Source organism: Microbulbifer sp. MI-G (assembly GCF_030440425.1).
Lineage (GTDB): Bacteria > Pseudomonadota > Gammaproteobacteria > Pseudomonadales > Cellvibrionaceae > Microbulbifer > Microbulbifer spongiae.
The window spans coordinates 2,728,906-2,747,424 of record NZ_CP098023.1; the positions used below are offsets into that span (position 1 = coordinate 2,728,906).

3 protein-coding genes are annotated in these 18,519 nt (G+C 63.4%); all 3 read right to left on the reverse strand.

The annotated features are described in order from the left end of the window. Window positions 1-30: 30 nt before the first annotated feature. From M8T91_RS11485 to M8T91_RS11495, 3 genes are read right to left on the reverse strand one after another with little or no spacing between them, the layout of a single operon-like run. On the reverse strand, window positions 31-5,226 hold the full coding sequence (locus tag M8T91_RS11485; protein ID WP_301414301.1) for an OmpA family protein: 5,196 nt from the start codon (window positions 5,224-5,226) through the stop codon (window positions 31-33). Then, window positions 5,226-8,039 carry a hypothetical protein gene (locus M8T91_RS11490; protein WP_301419079.1) on the reverse strand — a complete coding sequence of 938 codons (2,814 nt, stop codon included), beginning with the start codon at window positions 8,037-8,039 and terminating at the stop codon, window positions 5,226-5,228. Before M8T91_RS11490 ends, M8T91_RS11485 begins: the two co-directional genes overlap by 1 nt. Next, the gene (locus M8T91_RS11495) at window positions 8,002-18,258 is read right to left on the reverse strand and encodes an isopeptide-forming domain-containing fimbrial protein (protein ID WP_301414302.1); all 10,257 of its coding nucleotides are present in this window, start codon (window positions 18,256-18,258) and stop codon (window positions 8,002-8,004) included. Before M8T91_RS11495 ends, M8T91_RS11490 begins: the two co-directional genes overlap by 38 nt. Window positions 18,259-18,519: the final 261 nt, after the last annotated feature.

Consider the following 18,519-nt stretch of genomic DNA (forward strand, 5'->3'; position numbering starts at 1 on the left):
TGTTCCGCCGTTTCAGAGCGCTCTCTGTAATCACCACTTTCCGATCATATTCACAAACACCCCCTGGCTGTCGTAATCCAGCTGGGTGAGGTCATCGGAGAAGTCGGTAAAGTTATAGCCAACCCCCAGTTTCAATTGCTCCCCCAGGTGCCGGTACAAACCGACGAGGGCACCGCTTCGGCTGTCCTGGGCATCGGGCAGGTCCAGCAGGCGCCCTTCGATCAGCAGATCCCAGCGGTTCACGAAGTGCCAGTCGGCGCGCAGCACATAGAGGCTGGCGCGGCTGTCGAAGAACTCCGGGTCCTGCCTGTCGAGACTGAGCTGGCCGAGGCGGTAGGCGTACTTGCCCCCCAGGGTCCAGCGGCGGGTGAGATCGTAGCTGGCGTCCATGGAGAAAATATGGCTTTTCTGGATAAACTCCGCGGAGGTGTTCTGCACCGTGACCTGGTCCCGGGTCGGCACATTGTAGAAGTAGGTGTACTTCATCAGGGTGTTGAGGCGGTCGTGATGCACCGGGCGGTAGGCGTAGCCCATCACCGCTTCGGTAAACCTGCCATCGTAGAACTCCCCCTGGGAACTGCGGCTGTCGGAGTAATTGAGTTTGCCCACTAGGCGCCAGTCGGGATTGAGCTGGTAGCTGAGGGTGTTTTTCAGCAGCCAGGTGTCCCGCTGGGATTCCGTCACGGTGGTTTCATCCAGTGCGGTTTCCATGGCGTCGGTGCGGTACTCCACTGCGGCGGCGAGGCGGACTGTCTCCAGGCTGTAGCCCAGATTGAAGCCCAGTGCGTTGCGCTGGGTTTTGGCACCGGTGCGCGGATCTTCCAGGGTACCCGCCTCCAGGGTGGTGCCGTAGGTCCAGCGGTCGCTGGGGGCCAGGTCCACCCCCAGGGCATGGGTCAGGCCGGTGGATACATCGCCGTGGCTGTAGCGCTCCTCGCCGTAAATGCTGAGGCTGTCGGAGTAGCGGCTGCGGAAGCCGGTGCTCATATTGCCCTTGCGCGCCCGCACGCCGGTATCACTGCGCTCGTTATCCAGGGTGTAATTCAGGTACAGGCTGGTCCTGTCACTGACCAGAAAATCGGACCCCAGGCGCGCCGCCATGCCGGTATCGCCGCCGGATACCTCGCTGTCCAGGGCCAGGCGTTCGCTGACCCGGTAGGCGCCGCCGACGCCGATGCGATTGTTGTCCTCGCGGTTGCCGGTTACTTCCAGGGTATTTTGCACAAAGCCGAAAGCGCTCCAGTCTTCTCCGGAATCGTAGCGCGCCTCCACCGCCATATCGGTGCGCTCCCCCTGGGTCTGGGTGGCGGGAACCGCGGTGGAGAAATCCTCGCGGCGGTCCCTGCGCACCCCGGAGCTGAGGCGCCAGCGGTCGTTGAGGCGGTAGCCCAGGGCCAGGTCCAGGGCACGGGTTTGCAACCCGAACTCCTCTTCCCTGCTGTCGGCCTTGAGACCCAGGTCCAGGCGTTCGCCCAGGGGCAGATTGACACCGGCCCCGTACTGCAGTGTGTCGCCCTGTACAAACTGACCGGGGCCGGAGAAACCGGCTTGGCGCTCCTGGTGATAGAAGTTGGCGGAACCGGGCAGGTTTTCGAACAGGTCGCCCAGTTGCAGGCTGCCCTCCAGTTTGGTCGCGCCCGCACTGGCTTCGGGATCGAAGCTCTGTCCGTTGTCAAAGCTGAAACCACCGTCCAGGGAACTGGTACTGTCCAGGTTGCCCCCTGTGCTGTCCGCCACTTCGACTTTCAGCCAACTGCCGGCGCTTTTGCGCAGGGTGAGATCGAATCCCTGCAGGGCACTCTCGTTGCCCTCTTCGTCCTGCCGGGTGCCACTGATACCCAGTTTGACGCTGTCCCCCAACCAGTAGTGGGCGCGGCCACCAAAGGCCAGGGTATTGATTTCCTCGAAACCGGGGGTGTATTCGTAGCGGGCCACCAGGTACTGGGGGTTGCCGTTGTAGGAGCCGTCCTGGATCAGCAGGTTGTCGTTGGCGAGGGCGGACAGGGGCTTGTTCAGCAGCACCCGCCCCTGGAGGTAGTCGATATCGTAATCGATCACCGGGGAGAGGTTTTTCACCCCCAGCACCAGGTCGGAATCCTTGTCCCGCACTTCGATACGCAGCCGCTCGGAGCCGCTCAGAATATCCTGGTGGCGGAGGAAATACAGGGAACCGCCGGTGCCGCGATATTCGTCGCGGCCGGCGACGGTACCGGGCTCGGCGCCAAAGGCATCCACCTGCAAGCGCTTTTCCCCAAAGCTGGTCACATCGTCGCTTTCAAAATGGCCGTTGGCACCATAGAGGGCGCGGTCGATCTGTGCCAGTTCGTTGTCGGCATAGGTGGCCTTGAAGTTGCCCCAGAGGCCATAGTCATCGTACTTGGACAGTTTCAGATAAAATTTGCCGGAGGTGGGCGCGTCCTCCACCACGGTGGCATCGTCGCCGAAAGTGGGGTAGTAGAGATCGCTGTCCAGGCGGCGAAACAGCGCATCGGGGGATTTTTCCATAAAGTTGGAAAACAGGTCGTCCACCGGTCCCTCTTCGGTATCGGCACTGGCGGCGAGACGCCAGCCTTCGCCGAAACCGCCGCTGGTGTAAAACGCCAGGCGCCCGTCATAGCTGACGGCATTGTCATAGTGGGTTTCATCGCCGGTGACCAGTGCCGCCGGGCCATTGGTTTTGTCATAGCCGATGGTGAGGTCGGCAATCCCCACGGTAAACCAGTCACTGCGGGCAAATTCCAGATCGCGCAAGAACAGTTCGCCATTGCCGCCCCCATCCAGAACCGCCACTTCCACCGTGTGGGTACCCGGCGCGAATATCTGTTCGGCAACAAACTCCCCCCGCGGATTGACCGGCACCGGGTTGCCCGCCAGCCAGACACTGTGGCCCGGTGGCACCTGGGCGCCGTTGACCAGCACGCTGTTGCCGTCCAGGGGGATATTGCGCCGGGCGAGGCGGTTTTCGCCGTAGCCCACCAGCAGTTCCCGGCCCACATCCACCGCCTCTGCGGGGGCTTCGATGGTGTCCACCAGCCACAGTGTCTGTGCATCGGTTTCGTCGTAGCGGCCCTGTTGGTCGTACACCCGCAGCAGGTAGTGCAGTTTTTTCAGCGGTGCCTGAAAAGCGCTGAACTCCGCCTGCCAGGCCCCGCGTCCATTGCTGTCCAGGGGCACCACGGCGACAGGGGTATCGCGGGGGGACTGGTCCGCTTCGAACAGGCGCACTTCGGCCCGCTCGATAAAGGACGGATAGTTGGTATAGCTGCGGAACTGGACCCGGTTATCCGCCATTTCGGTATCCGGATTGTCCGCGTAGCGGATGCTGTTGGGCCAGGCGGTGACATTGAGGCGCGGCTGCATGGTCTTGTTGTCGAAACGGAACTGGATATTGGCATGGTCCAGGGCCACGTCGGTACAGCGCTGCAGGTCGGCGGAGTTTTTGTAGGGGTCATATTCCGGGCTGCCATCCACGGTGATGCGCATCAGGTTGAGGGCATAGGGATTGTTGGCCAGGGCCTCACGGTTGATGCGCTCTATTGCCAGGCGGTCGCTGTCGGCCAGCACGGCCAGCTCATCGTAGAGCACCTGTACTTCCACCCGCGCGTCGTCCAGTTGTACAAAGCCGTCGCGCACCACATCGTCGGACTGCACATAGCCGCGCCCGTCGAAGGTCACCTGGGTGTCGTCCAGCCCCAGCTGTTGCTGTACCCGGGCCATGGCGCGGCGGGCGCGGGCGCGGGACAGGCCGACATCATCGCCATACACCATGGCCTCGCGACGCTCCATGCGCTGGTTGTCGCTGTAACCGATAAAGCTCAGGCGCACATTGGCTTTGCTGGCCACCTCGGCCATGACACTGCGCATCCGCTGCAACTGGGTTGCGGTAATCTCCGGGTCGCCGTCGCGAAAGCGGATAGGTGGCAGTGGCCCGGAGGGGGATTCGTGGGCGATGGTGATGGTTTCCGCGGCCGCCGCTTCGGGGCAGGCCTGCACGCCGTCGGTCTGAATCTCCAGGGGGTCGTCGTACCAGAATTCCACTGCCACACGGCGATTGAGGGCGCGCCCCTTGGGGGTGTCGTTGGCGGCGATGGGCTGGCTGGCGCCCTTGCCGCTGTAGGTGACGGCACTATCGGGCAATCCCAGGCTGTCGCGCACCGCCAGAGCCACCCGGCGAGCCTCCGCCAGCGACAGCGCCGCGGCGTCCCGGTAGCGCTGCGCAGGACCCTCCGGCAGTGGAGCCCCGTCCGTATGGCCGACAAAGTGCATCACCAGGTTGTGCTTGTCCGCCAGGTTGGCGCGCACCTCGCGCAGGCGGCGCACAAAGCCGTCGGGCAGGTCCACCTGCCCCGGCGCCAGGCGCAGGGGGGTCAGCAGGTTTTTCAAGCGCGCGCGCTGCTCGCTGCCGGCGGTGTAACTGAGCCTGCACACGGTTTCCTGGCGGCACACCTGGACGCGGTTCAATGCCAGCGCCTGGGCGCGGGCGCGTTCGGCCATGGCTTCCTCGTCCAGGGCGTCATAGGTGGCCAGCACCTGGACGCGGCGGTTCAGTTGCCGCCCCGCGGTGGTGATGTTATCGGCGATCGGCTCCTTATCACCGCGGCCTTCAACCGCAATCCTCTGCCCGGGCAGTGCCAGGGCGCGCTGGAAAAAGTCCGCCACAAAGCGGGCGCGGGCCAGGGTCAATGCCTCCTTGCTCCGGTATTCCGCCACCAGTGCCGGATCCAGGGGGTCGGCGTCCGTGTGGCCGATAAAGTGCAGCTTGAAGTTGGGCTGTGGACCCAGCTCGCGCAGTTTTTCCCGCAGTGATGCCACGGCACCGTCGGCAAGCCTGTCCTCAACCCCGGTAAAGGTCAGCGGCTGGATAAAGTCCTCCACCACGACGGGGTCGGCGGCGGCAATAAAGCTGGTGGCATCCTGCAGCCACTGGTGCTCGGGGGCGCGCAGCAACATGCCTTCGGTGTTGCTGCCGATGGGTTTTTCCTCGAATGCGGCCTCTGGCTCCTCCACCTCCGGCGCCAGGCCGGGAATTTTCTGCCACAACTGCCACCAGCTGGACTCCTCCGGCTGGGATTGCGCGTCCGCGGCGCGGCCCTGAGCCGGCAGGGACAGGGCCAGGGCGAGGGCGACAGCACTGGCGAGACAGTGGTGTGGACCCCTGCGGACGCAGGCTTTGAGGCCACTGAACACCCCGGATCTGGCGGTTTTATTACCTATTGCAGAGGACATCACTGCAACCCCCCCTTACCGGGCGGCGCGCCGCGCCGCCAGAAGACTTCAGTTTCAATCGTCAGTTCGTAGTCCCTATCCGCGCGCGCCCAGTCATCGGCAATCTCCGCCTTGATGGCCTGCAAACGCGCTTCCACCAGGTCCGGGGCCTCATTTTCCGCCAGGTAGGACAGGCGCAATACGGAGGGCGCCTCGCCGAGTTTTTCCAGCAGCAGGTCGATACGGGACCGCCACTGGGGGCGCAAGCCGGTGCTGTCCGGCTCGAACACCGCCTCGGCCATATCCAGGCGCACCACCCGGTGCAGGCTGGCACCGAAGTTAAACTTCACCATCTTGCCCCGGGTGGCCCGCATCACCCGCGGGTTTTCCGTGGTGAGGCGATAGCCGCTGGGCAGGCTGCGGTCGTCGAGCTTGAGCACGAAATTGGAGCCGCGGTCGGCATTGGGCACCACCGCGCAGGTGATGTGAAAACGCCCGTGGGCATCGGCGGTGGCATTGAGGCCGGTGGCACTCACCACCCGCGCGCCGGCCAGGCCGCCCTCGCCGGCATCCTGGTAGCCGTTCCTGTTTTTATCGTCGAATACCTTGCCGATCACGTCGGTGCAGTCGAAGGTGGGGTCCGGCACCACGCGCACCGTGGCGGAGGCCTCGCCGGAGGCAAGCTGCCCGGAGAGCTGGTTGAACAGGCGCGCGCGGTTGATATATTTGCCTTCCCCCACACCGGAGCCCACCACCAGCAGCAGTTTCAGTTCGCGGGTCTGCTCGGCCTCCACGCGCAGGTCCGGCCAGATCAGCTGCAGGCCGTTCATCACCGGCTCCACCGGCTCGCCGTCCAGGCGCGCCGAGCCGGCCACATACTTGAAGCCGGCGGGGAAGAAATCCACCAGCTGCAGGTCGGTGAGCGGTATCGACAGGGTGTTGCCGAAGGTAATGGTGTAGGGCACCAGCTGGCTGCGGGTCACGTTCAGCAGTGCGGCGGTTTTGGTAATGGAGAGCGCGCCCTCCAGTTGGGGGTCCATGGGAATATGGTTGTTGAACAATTGGCTCTCCCCCGGAATCCGGTCGTCGTCCAGGGTCAGGCGCAGGTAGTAATCGGTGGCCGCATCGCGGGCCGCCACATCCAGCGGTGGAAGCTGGGCGGACAGCTGCACCTCGCAGTGATCCGTGGTGCCCGGTATCCGGTCGGCGCTGCTGCCGAGACAGGCGCCCACGTCGAAACCGGCCGTTTCGCCATGGGTCTGCGCGGGGATGATCAGGGATTCGCCACCCACATAGTTGTCATCGGCAATGTTCACCCGAATCAGGTAATCCGTCCGCGCCGGACAGGCGGCATCGCTGAAGTTGATGTCGAATTTGTAGTAGCCGCCCGCGCGGGTCACCTGGCCCTGCTGCCTGTCGTCGTCGAAACAGCGATCCGGCAGCGCCTGGCCGGAACTGGCGCGCAGCAGGGTCAGGGTGGCGCCGGCGATGGGCTGGCGCAGCACCGAGTTGTAGATCACACCATTGGGGGTGATGGGCAGGTTGAGGTTTTGCGGATTGGCGCCGGACCCGGCCACTATATCGCCAATGCGCTGCGGGCCATTGGTGAAGTTGGAACTGGTATTGCCCAGGGAGGCGGTGTTCTCCCCGGCATCCGGGGCCCGGTAGCGTATCTCATAGCCGGGACCGGCGGCGCCGTTGGGCGCCAGCCCGCGAAACTGGAAATAACCGCTGTCATCGCTCTGCACCGTCTCCAGCAGGGCGTCATTGAAATAGAGATCCACACTCCAGTTCAACAGCAGGCGCTCGTCCACATCCGCTCGACTATTGAAATTCACGTCGTGCCACAGGTAGCCGGCCAGGTTGGCGATACCTGGAGTGCCGCCCACATCGATGGCGACACTGGCCCGGTTGCTGGAGGCGGGATTGTTCCACTGCACCTCGGCGGTGTTGAGCACCCGGTAGCCGATGGCCAGGCTGTCCGAGAGCCTGGCCTGAAAGCGCAGGCTGGCACTTTGGCCCGGGGGAAGGTCGCCATAAACCGCGGCGTAATCCGCACTGATCACCGTGCCACTCACACTGATGCCGTCAACCCGGCCGTTGAGCGTGGCGGAATTTACAACGTAGCTGAGAACGCCGTCGCCGGCAGTGGCCAGGTCGTCGCTGATGCGCACCCGGGTCGCCGGCACGGCACCGATATTGGCAATGGTCACCAGGTATTCCAGGTCCGCGCCGGCCTCGGCGGCACCACCGCCCACCACCGTCACTTCCTTGACGATGGACAGCAGCTGCGCATCGCCCACCACCACCTGGGTGGGCTGGGCGCCATTGGCGGGGTTGCCGTCCGCATCGGTGAGGGTCAAAGGCGGTTCCGCTGCAGTGACGCTGCCCTGGTTGCTGATCACGGTACCGGTGGCGGTGCCGCTATCGACCGTCACCTCGAAGGTCACTGTGGCGCTGCGGGCGGCAGTGATCACGCCGCCGTCCGCCGCTGGCAGTGGCGGCGTCAGGTCGGCGGAGGAAACCGGCAGCCCGGATTCCAGCGGTGCACCGCCGCTGTCGGCCACGGCGATACCGTTGAGGCGGGTACTGTCAGCCACATAAGTGGTATTGGCGGGCACCTGGTCCCTGAGTATCACCCGGGTGGCATCCACGCCGCCCTGGTTGTGAATGGCAATGGTGTAGCGGAGTACGTCGCCGGGGTCCACTATCCCGGGGGACAGGTTGTCCACGGCAATGGCCACGGTCTTGTGGGCGACCAGCAATGGCACATCGCCCACAATATCGATGGTGGGGTCATTGGGCACACTGGTGTCGGGGTCGTCGGAGGGCACTTCCGCGAAGGGACCGCTGCCCGCGCCTTCGCCATTCAAAAAACCCTGGTTGGAAATAATGGTGCCGTCGCTGACGTCGTTGATGGTGACATCGAAGGTAATCACCGCCGCCGTCGCGCCACTGGCCGCGGCGCCGATAATGCCGGCTGCCTCGCCGGCGGTGTTGATCTGCAGGCCGGCGACGAGGGCGAAGCGCCCCCACATCCGCAAGCGCTGTGCCGTTCATGGTGGTGGAGCCGGGGACATAGGTGGTGTTGGCGGGCACCTGGTCACGCAGCAGCGCATCGACACTGTTTTCGTTGCCGGTATTTTCCACCCGCAGGGTGTAGCGCAGGGTGTCCCCCACCATCAGCAGGTCCGGGTCGCCGGTTAAGTCCGCCGAGGTTTTGTGCACCAGCAGCAGCGGCCCCGACTCGATCACCACCCGGGTGGGGTCTTCATCCCCGGCCAGGTCGGGGTCGTCGACGCCGTTGATATTGGGGTCGTCACTGTCCCGCAGCAACTGGCCGGGCAGCTGCACCTGGGCCTGGTTGAGCACCTGGGTGCCACTGTCGATCACATCCGCCAGGGTTACCTGGTAGACCAGTTGGAGGCGATCACCGGCGCTGCCCGCCGCCGCCAGGTCCAGGCTGTTCACCTGCAGCAGGCCGCTGCCATGGGTACCACCGGTGGCACTGGTGCCGCTGCTGTCAGCGCCCGCCGGCACCGAGATCAGTTGCAGTGAACCCGAACGGAACAGGGGCAGGCTGTTGAGGCGGCCGAGGTCGTCGCTGATTGCAATACCGCTGACCGCGGCCCCGCTGAGGTTGGCGAGGGTGAGGGTATAGCGCAAAACCTCCGCGGGGCTGGCCAGGTTGGTGGGATTGTCCCCACGGGTAATATTTTCCACCGTTTTATAGAAGGTCACCCTGGGCACCGAGGCGCTGACCGTAAAGGCATCCTCATGGTCGAGGACGCCGGGGGTGCCATCGGTGGGTGCCGGGCGCGTGTACTGGCGCACTTCCGGCATGGTGCTGTCCCAGCTGTGCCAGCCTGTCACACCGGCAATGTTGGTCAGGGTATCGCCGTCGCGGGTATCCGCATCCAGATAGGCGTCGTAGCGCAGCAGCAGGTGGTGGTCCGCGGCCAGCATCGCCGCTGCCCCCCGGGTGGTCAGGCTGAGGGTGCAGCTGGCCGGATCGAAGGCGACATCAAAATCGGTGCCCTCGGCCAGTGTGGCAACCCCATTGCCCGCGCCGTCGGTAATCTGCGCGGCAAAGTTATCCGGCGGGGTTGCGCACATGCCGCCGGGACTGTTGTCCGGCAGCCTGTCGGACACGCGCATATCCCAGGCGGGACCTGTGCCGATATTGTGCAGGTCCAGGGTAAAGCGGCCCGGCAGGCCCGACTGCACGCTGGCGGGTCCGCTTTTGGTGAGGGTAATCGCGGTGGGCTCCACCACCCTCATGGCCGGGGTGGTGTTTCCGGCACCGGTGCCCTGCCCCGCGGCCGGGTTGTCATTGTCGTAGTTGTAGCGGTAACTGGCGCTATTGGTGAAGGTGAGGCCGTCCAGATTGGGCGGATTGCTGTCCCGCAGGCGCAGGGTCACATCCATCACCACCTGCTGCCCCGCCGGCACATCGATACCGCCGCCGGTATCAGCAATCACCAGTGCTGTGGCCGATCCGGTGTTTTGCGGCGTAAACGGGTTGCCGCCGGACACCCTTGCGGCGCCGACAAATTCCAGTTCCGCGGCAGAGGCGCCCAGGTCCATCAGTACGCTGACATCGTGCAGGGCGGTGGGCTGCGGAGTTTCCGGAATGGTGATGCGGTAATTGAACGGTTCGCCGATAGCCGCGCTGGACTGGGTGTTGGCAATCGACAGCGGCGCCGCATTGGGGGTATTGAACCGCACACTGACCGGCGCGGTGGGGCCATAGTCCTCGCGCATGGCCTGGCTCACCGCAGTGGCGCCCAAAGACGGCAGGTTGTCGTCGTCCAGGGAGTAATAGACCTCCACGAAAGCGGCGTTTTGCAGATTGAGGCCCGCCCCCAGGTTGGCATCCGCCTGCACCCGATACACCATCTGCAGTACCTGGCCCGGTTGAATGGCGTAGCCGGTGCCGGCGGAGAAATCCCACACCGCCGCACCGGTGGCGCTGTCGAAACCGGGGGCGAGCAGCGGGGCCGCGGCGCCATTGACCAGAATGGACTGCACATCGATACCGCCCTGGCGCAGGCCGGCGGGGATACTATCCCGGAACACCGGATCATAGGCCGGCGCCGAGCCGTTGTTGGTCAGGGTGATGGTGTAATCGATGCTGTCCCCCACGGCGAGGGTGCTGCCGTCCGCGGGGCTGGAGCTGATGCCCACCACCAGTTCCGGCTGGCGCAGATCCAGGCTGTCACTGTCGACGCGGGTTTCGGTGCCGGTCGCGGTGTCGAAGCTGAACTGCACCCGATTGGTCAGGGGGGTACTGTCGGCGGGCCAGGGATGCACATCCCGGTTCAGCACCCGCGCCCGGTAGCGCAGTACAAACACATCGTTGGTGGCATTGTTGTCACCGCTGTTGCGCAGGTCCGGGATGGACCAGCGCAGGGTGGTGGGCCCAGTGGCGGGGTCGCCGCTCTGGGCGGGCTCGGCGATATCGCCGTGCACAAAGGGCGCTGTGGCGGCGAAGGGGGCTGTGGTCACGCCGTTGACGGCGAGTGTGCCCTCGAACACCATGCCCCGGGGCAGAGTATCTACAATGGCCGCCCCGGGGGCGCTGCCTTCCGGCAGCGACAGGCGCAACTCATAGTCCACCAGGTCGCCTACACGCAACTGGGCATCGCCGCTGCCGTAGCTGTCATCGATACGGGTTTTGCTCAATGCGCTGTAATTGGCGGCGGTGAGCTGTGCGGCAATATTTTCCAGCACATAGTCGTTCAGGCCGCCGACACCGTCGGCGCCGTCGCGCTCATAGGGGCTGCTGTTGTCTTCATTCAGGCTGGTCCACTCGATACGGCCCGCGGCGGACAGGGAAGCTGAGGCGAGTACGCTGTCCAGTACCACCACGTCGAACACCAGCTGACGGTTGCCGCCGGCGGCGATATCCAGGTCGCTGTTGCTGCGGTTCCACGCCAGTGACTGCGCCGCGGCGACACCATCCCCGCTGAGGATGGGATCGGCCTGGGGGGCACCACCAAAGGCGGCACTGCCCGGCACAAAGGCGAGACCCAGAGCCAGCTGTTGGCGGATGGAAAGGTCGTAGGCATCGGCATTCTGTGGATCGCCGGCGGCGGCGATATCGAGGGTAAAGCGCAGCATATCGCCCGCATCCGGGTCGCTGCCGGGACTGGTCCGGTTGGCAACAGTTGCCGTTGCGGACAACTCCGGTTCCACAATGGTGAGAGTGGGCGCAGTGCCACTGCCGCCGGCCTGTGGCGCTCCCCCTCTGCTGACGGCATAGGTATAGGCGGCCCGGTTGTCGACACTGTAGCCCGCCTGGGCGGTGGCGTTGTTGGCGACCCGGGCGCGCAGTTCGAACACAGCCACTGTGCCGGCGGGAATCAGTTCCAGGCCCAGGGCGATATTGTTGCCGCTGCTGTTATCCGTAAAGGCCAGGCCGTTGATCTCCCGCAGCTGCACCAGTTCCAGGGCGGGGTCGAGGACATCGGTTATGTCCACATCGTAAATGGCCGCCGTGGTGGCACTGCCGGGTACCTGGATGCGGTACACCACTGCCTCCCCCACTGCGGCGCTGGCGGCGGTCTGCAGGGATTTCCGGGGCGCGGTCACCGCAGTGGCCACAGTGCCCATGGGATAGGGCGTTGCCAGGGGAACCGGTGCATACCGCTCGCCAGTGTTAGCCGGCAGTGACCAGAATTCGTCGACGGCAAAGGTGTTTATCCAGTTTTCGCCGCCGCCGATATCGGTGTAAAAACCGATCTCGTAATCAATATCCAGACAGCTCCCCGGCGCGATGGGCGCCTGGAAGCTGAACCCCATAGCGTCGCCGCGACTGGCCGGCGGGGTATAGGTGTAGTCGCTGCCCTGGGTCAGCAATGTGCCGCCGGCAGTGACCTGCAAATTGGCGATGGAACCTTGGTCCATCTGGGTGGCCAGGTCATCGGTGAGGGACAGGTTGTAGGCCGGCGCCAACCCGGAGTTGCAGGCGTGCAGGGTAAACCGCATCAGGTCGTTGGCCGGGTCCACATTCAGGTGGGCGTTGGGCCAGGTGGCATCGGTTTTGGTCAGGCCGTCGATCAGCGGCTGTAATACCGTGATAGTGGCGCTGTCCTGCAGACTGGCGGCGGCGCCGGTGTAATTGAGTACGGCGGTATTGGTCAAAGTCGCGCTGGGCGCGGCGATACCGGCACCCGCCACCACTTCGGCGGTGTACTCGATCACAAAGGGATTGCTGTTGCCAAAATCGCTGCGGATATCCCCCAGGTTCCAGCTCACCGTGCCGGTAGCTCCCGCAGTGGGAAGCGCGATGGCGGAATAGGTAAAGCCATTCAGGTTGGCATCATAGGGGGCGCTGGTATCGCCATTGACACTGACAATGGCATCGAACGCCAGCCCCGCCGGCAGCGCATCGTTCACGGTGACCGCCGGCGTGGTGCCCGGCTGCAGGTTGAGGGTCAGTCGATAGGTGACCCTGTCGCCGATCCGCAGGGTCCCCACTGGGGAAGCGGTATCTGTATCCGCGATAACGGTTTTGGCAATACTGGTATTGTCCACCGTGTCGATACTGGCCTCCGCCGGACCCGCACAGTAATCATCCGGTGTGGCAATGGCCGGGCAGCCGGCGCCGTCGCGCTCGTAGGCCAGATCGTTGATGTGGCTGTTGTCCAGGGAGGTCCAGTCCAGCAGTACACTGTTGCTGATGGGGGAGCCGAATACCCCGGCCACCTGGGTGCGGTAGGTGACCACCAGCGTCTGGCCCAGGGGCAGGTCCAGGCTGTTGTCGCCATTTCCCCGGCCCCACACCAGGGGCCCGCTGGGGGCCCCCGCCGGCGTCGCCACAAAGCCGGCAACGGCGGTGCCGCCAATGCTTGCCGTGGGGGTAAAGCCGCTGTCATAACGCAGCTCTGGGGGCAGTGTATCCACCAGGTTGAGATCGAATGCGGCGGCGCTGGAGCCGGCGTCGTGGGTGACGGTAATCACATATTCCAGCACATCGCCGCCCACCGGCAGATTGCCCGGGTTGGTGGCGTTGCGCACGGTTTTACTGACCGCGAGCTGCGGTTCCACCACCGTGACTGGGGGCGTATCGTCATTGCGGCTTTCCGTCGCCCCGGATTCGCCGTTGCGGTATCTCAGCGCGGCGCCGTTCTGGCGGCTGTCGCCGCTATTGGTGGCCAGGTCATTGTCGACGCGGGCAAAATAGGTGATGCGGATCAGCGGCTGCAGTGCGTTGCCGGCGGTATCATTTTCACTGGCGGTATCGACAGTGCCAATGTTCCAGGTGGCATTGCCAGCGGTGTTATCTGCGGGGAAGCTGTTGAATGCCGCCTCGGCGGGCGCGCTGCCATTGATGCTCTCGATACCCACAAACGCATAGGTAATGTCGTAGTCGGCATTGTGACTGAGCACATAGCCTTCCGGGCTGCCCAACTGGTCGGCAATGACCAGGTCCCGGCTGACGCCCTCCGGCAGACGGATTTCCAGCTGGAACTGTTTGTGCGCACCAATGGTGGGAATGACAGTGGGTTCGAGATCGGATTTGACCAGTTGCAGGGGCGGCACTTGGGTCTGGGCACCGGCGGCGGTTTCATAATCGTTGATGGCGTCGCCGGCGTTGGGCAATACACCGATGCGCATACCGTCGGCCGCCCCATCGGGGCCAATGCGGTTGGTGCTGTTCAAAGCCACGTCCGTGCCCGGCAGGGACTGCCAGCGGGCCTGGAGGGTGTTGTCCAGAATCTCGTGGGGCTCTACGCCCTGCCCGACGCGGACATCGAAGGTAAAGGATCTGCTCTCGCCGCTGGCGATGGTGTAATCCCCATGGCCGCGGTTCCAGCTGAAAATCGGGGCATTGGCCCCGAGGGTCGTGACATCCACATTCTGGGGCGGGTCGGCGCCGCCGATATTACCCGCATAAATCAGCTTGGAACCGGTGAGATCGTCCAGCACCTGCAGGTTATAGGCGGCCGCGGTGCCGGTATTTTCCGCTGTTACGGTGACGGTCAGGATGTCATCCGCATCGCTGTTGGCGACCGCAAATGCCTTGCTCAAGCGGATCTGCGGCTCCTGCACCCTGATCTCGTGGGCATCGAAAGGCACCACCACGGTTGACCCCGCCTCATCCACGTAACGCAGCTGGGCAGTGGTGTAGCTGCCGCCGTTGCGCAGCAGGTCGCCGCCATTGGTATTGCTGCTGTTGTCGATGCGGGCGATAAATTCCACCGGGAAATCAAACAGGCTGCCAGTCACCATGGTGACTTCCTGATCGCCAAAGTCCCACGCCACATAGTCGGCGCTACCGGTATTGGTACAGGTCGCGCTCACAGTGCCACCGGGTACGAATCCCGCCGCATCATAGGGGGGCGCATCGAGATTGACCGTCTGCCCCTCGATACAGCGCATGCCCGCCGGCAGCTCATCGCGGATAACGAAATTGCGCAATTTGGCCGCGGGTATTTTTGCGGTGAGCCGGTAGCGGACTTCCTCGCCCACGACGGCGGTATCACTGCCGCTGCCACTGGCAGTGCCATTGGACAATGCCACAGCCTGTTTCGGCTCCGCCTGCACGGGGATAATCTGCATCTGCGCATTCGCATCCGCGGACCGGTAGTGGCGCGCGCGCCCGGCGGCGGGGGTGCCGTCACCGACTCCATCGTTATCCCCGTCACTGTCGATCTGCGGCACGCTCTGGTTGCCGAAATCCCCCTGCAGGCTGTCGTAGCGGGCGAAGAAGCTGTTGTTAAAGGTCTGCAGTGGCGCTACGGAAGGGTGGGGTTTCACCCGGTAGTAGAGGGTCACCGAGTCGCCGGGGTTGATGCGCTCCAGGGCGGAGGAGTGCTCGTAGGTAAAGGTGACAATGGCCGGGGTGCCGCCATCGCTGCAGTGGCTGGCGATGACATAGTCATTCGCGCCGGCGGTGATGCCCACCAGGCCGTCATCGCCAGGGGCAGTTTCCGCAGCGCCGTCGCCGTCGTTGTCCAGGCCGTCGCTATCCAGCGGCTGCACACACATCTGCCCGCTGGCATCCAGGGTGTCGGTCACCACCAGGTCGTAGGCCGGTGCGCGGTTGACGCCATTGTCGGCGGCGCGATTGGTCAGGGTCAGGCGGAAAATATAAGTCTGGTCCCGGTGGCCCTCGTTGGTGAAGTCGACAAAATTGCTGCAGCTGATCCCTGCACCGTAGAGGTTTTCGTTACAGACTTTTTTATCCACCTCGATGCGGGGCTCGGTAACGGTCACGGACTCCGACCACTCGCTGATATCCGGAAAGCCCGGCACTGTGGTGGGCACGCCGTCGATATTGGTCAGGATGCCGCTGGTGTTGTAATTGTCCACCACCAGAGTTTCGCTATCGAACACCGCGGTGAACCGGGCCCGCCCATAGTCGGTGCTGGGGTTGACGTGCTGGTTGGGGTCGACGTTTTCCGTGTCCACGGGATCATTGAGCAAACGGGTGGTCATATCCGAGAGAAACCAGCGATCCCGCGCGCTGATGCTGGCACTGATATCCCAGAGCAGGTCCGTTTCACTGAGGGGGATATTCAGGCCGCCGCTCTCGACGATATCGCTGCCGGGAATCACCACACAGTTGGCCTGGGAGACCGGGTGCGGCAGGGTGACGTCGGCACAGTTGAGCAGTCTATCGGCGATATAGCCCTGGCCGTCCGGCAGGTCGTCGCGCACATCGATATCGCGCACCTCGATCAGGGTAAATCCCGGCGTGTCAAAACCAAACCAACCACCGGCCTGAATTTCGAAGCGGCACTCCTCGCCGATCAGGACACTGCTGTTGGGGAAAGCGGCCTCGCCGGTCAGCTCGTTGCAGGCGTCGGCGCGGTCTTTGCGCAGATTAAAACCCATCACCCGCGCGCGCATACCGTCGAGGGTATAGTTGTTGGCCAGTTGCTTGTTGGGGGTTGTCTGCGCCAGGGTGGCCGGCTCGGGAAAGGTCAGCGGGGTGCCATCAGACAGCGCAATCTCCCCCACCACATCCGCGCGAAAGGTGAGGTCGTCATCGGTGGCGGAGTGATTTTTCTCCACCTGGAATAAAATGCGCTCGGTGGTGCCCGGTTCGATCACACCGCCCAGGTTGCTACAGCGATACACGGTTGCGGAGGCGGGCAGGTAATCCGGCTGGTTCCACAGCGGGTGTGCGGGCACTGTGCCGGGGTTTGGATTTCCCACAGCCGTACAGGCGCGGTTATTGGACAGCACCCGCATGGCCTCGCCAAAGGTGACATACACCGCGTAATTGTCCGCGTCGTGGCCGCCGTTGTTGGTGACGTCCACGGTCAGTTCCGAAGTGCCGCTGTCGCGCACGATATACAGAGGGTAAACGGTGCTGATATCCAGATCTTCCGGGTCCGGTGTGACCGGCTGGCGCTCGATCTGCGTGGGCGGATTGGTGCCGGGACAAAAATCCTCGTAATCGATGCTGAGCACATTGTCGGCCAAGCGCAGATTGCTGTTGGGGTCCAGACCATTGGCCGCCGTCTCCTCCTCGACATCCAGGTCGGCGGCCTTGTCGTAAAAGCCCGGCTCGGTGGTGACGATGCGAAAACGGATCTGGATTTCATCCCCAAAGCGCATCATATTGCGCTGATCGGCATAGCGCGGGTGCACACTACTGCTCAGCAGACGGAACTCCGGGCGGTTGTTGTTGAGCGGGTTGGGGTCCCACTGATTCCAGTTACTGCCCACACGCCACTGCAGTGTGTCCGCCATGCCCGGGTAGTTTGCGCCGTAATTGGCCCCGTGGCCGTCAATACCCCGCCGCTGGCGGGTGATCCGCGGGGTATAGGTGGTGTCCACCACATACTCATCGGGCAGGTCGCTGACAAACTGGATATCCCTGACCGATCCCCCCGTCCGGTTGTTGAGGGTAATGGTCACAAACCCGGCGGCGCCCAGTGGTTGATTGAGGTTGGTACCGGTGATCGCCTGGGTAACAGTGAGATCCGTTGCCACCCGGGCAAACAGTGTCTCCGTATCGGCGCCCGGCGCACTTCCGGTGGCTGGAGAGGAGATACCACCAACGCCGGTATCCGCATCAATTTCACAGCCCCACTGCAGATCCGAAACCCGATTGGTGCCGTCGCTGCAGGAACTGTTCACCTTGCCCACCAGGTAGATGTCGCGACTGCCTCCCGCCGGCACATCGGTACGCCCGGGCCCACTGGCAAAGTTGCCGTTCAGTGAGAAATTATTGATGTTATTGGCCGCCGCTATACAGCCGGTACCGCCGGGATTGTTACCATTGTTATTGGCAACTGCGAGCGCAGCACTTTCACTCGGACAGGCATAATTGATATCCATATTCGGGTTGGTCATCAAATCGTCGAAGCGCGCATCCTGCATATCTGCGAGGCCACTGTTCGAGATGCGGATACGCCAGATAACATCATCATGGATATTGCCGTAGACGTCATTGGTGTAGTTGCTCTGGGCCGCATCCACATTCCGCCCGCGCTTGTCCATGGACGGCAGCGGCTCGCGGATAGCCAACACCAGCCTGTCCGTATCCGTGGTGGTGGGATAGCTGCAGTAGTCGAAGGATGCACTGGCGTTCAGGGTGCGGTTGTTGACCACCAGTTCCTCTTCCCGGTTGACCCGGCTGCGCACACCGAAGGTGATGGTCATGGTGGTGTTTTCGTTACGCGCGGCCAGCGCGGACAGGTCCGTGCGATCCCAGCGAATGGTGGTGCCGCTGATGGTGGGTTCGCCCAGCACCACCCCGGCGCTCACGGAAGTGGAACCGGGAATATATTCCAGCTCCGAGGTACCCAGGTTTTCGCTGACGACGATGTTTTCGATATGCTGGATTCCCTGGCCGCCACTGCGGATAGCGGGCACACGGATTTCAAGGGTCACCTGACCATCGCCACACAGCACACACCAGCTGCTTGCAGCGCGGTGATCCAGAATATTGAAGTTTGCCGGGTTATCGGGAAAAGTGGGGCAGTTGTGATCGGCCAGCGCCTGCGGCGTAAAAAAAACCGACCAAGCGCTCAGCAGCAAGCCGGCAAGCAAATGACTCCAGGATTTCCGCCCAATTACTTCTGACATCATCACCACTGATTCGCCGCCACTTTTCTATTTCAAAAAATCCCTGACCAAACCTGCAGGCATCACCACCAGAAAGACACAGTCCGGCCCGGCAAGCTTAATTACCAGGAAAAAAACTGGCCGTGAAACAGGTCATAAATCACTGTCAGGTAGGGGTATTTTTTGGGGATTGCCAAGTAGTTCTCAGGCTGGCTTTGGACAAACACAGCCCGAACACAGGCGCTAACGCGAAAATAAAAAAACCTTTGGAATACTATTTTTCTG

Excerpts from the sequence above, each read along its gene's own strand:
- M8T91_RS11485 (WP_301414301.1), bottom strand. The coding sequence starts at position 5,226 with ATGTCCTCTGCAATAGGTAATAAAACCGCCAGATCCGGGGTGTTCAGT.
- M8T91_RS11495 (WP_301414302.1), bottom strand. The coding sequence starts at position 18,258 with ATGATGTCAGAAGTAATTGGGCGGAAATCCTGGAGTCATTTGCTTGCC.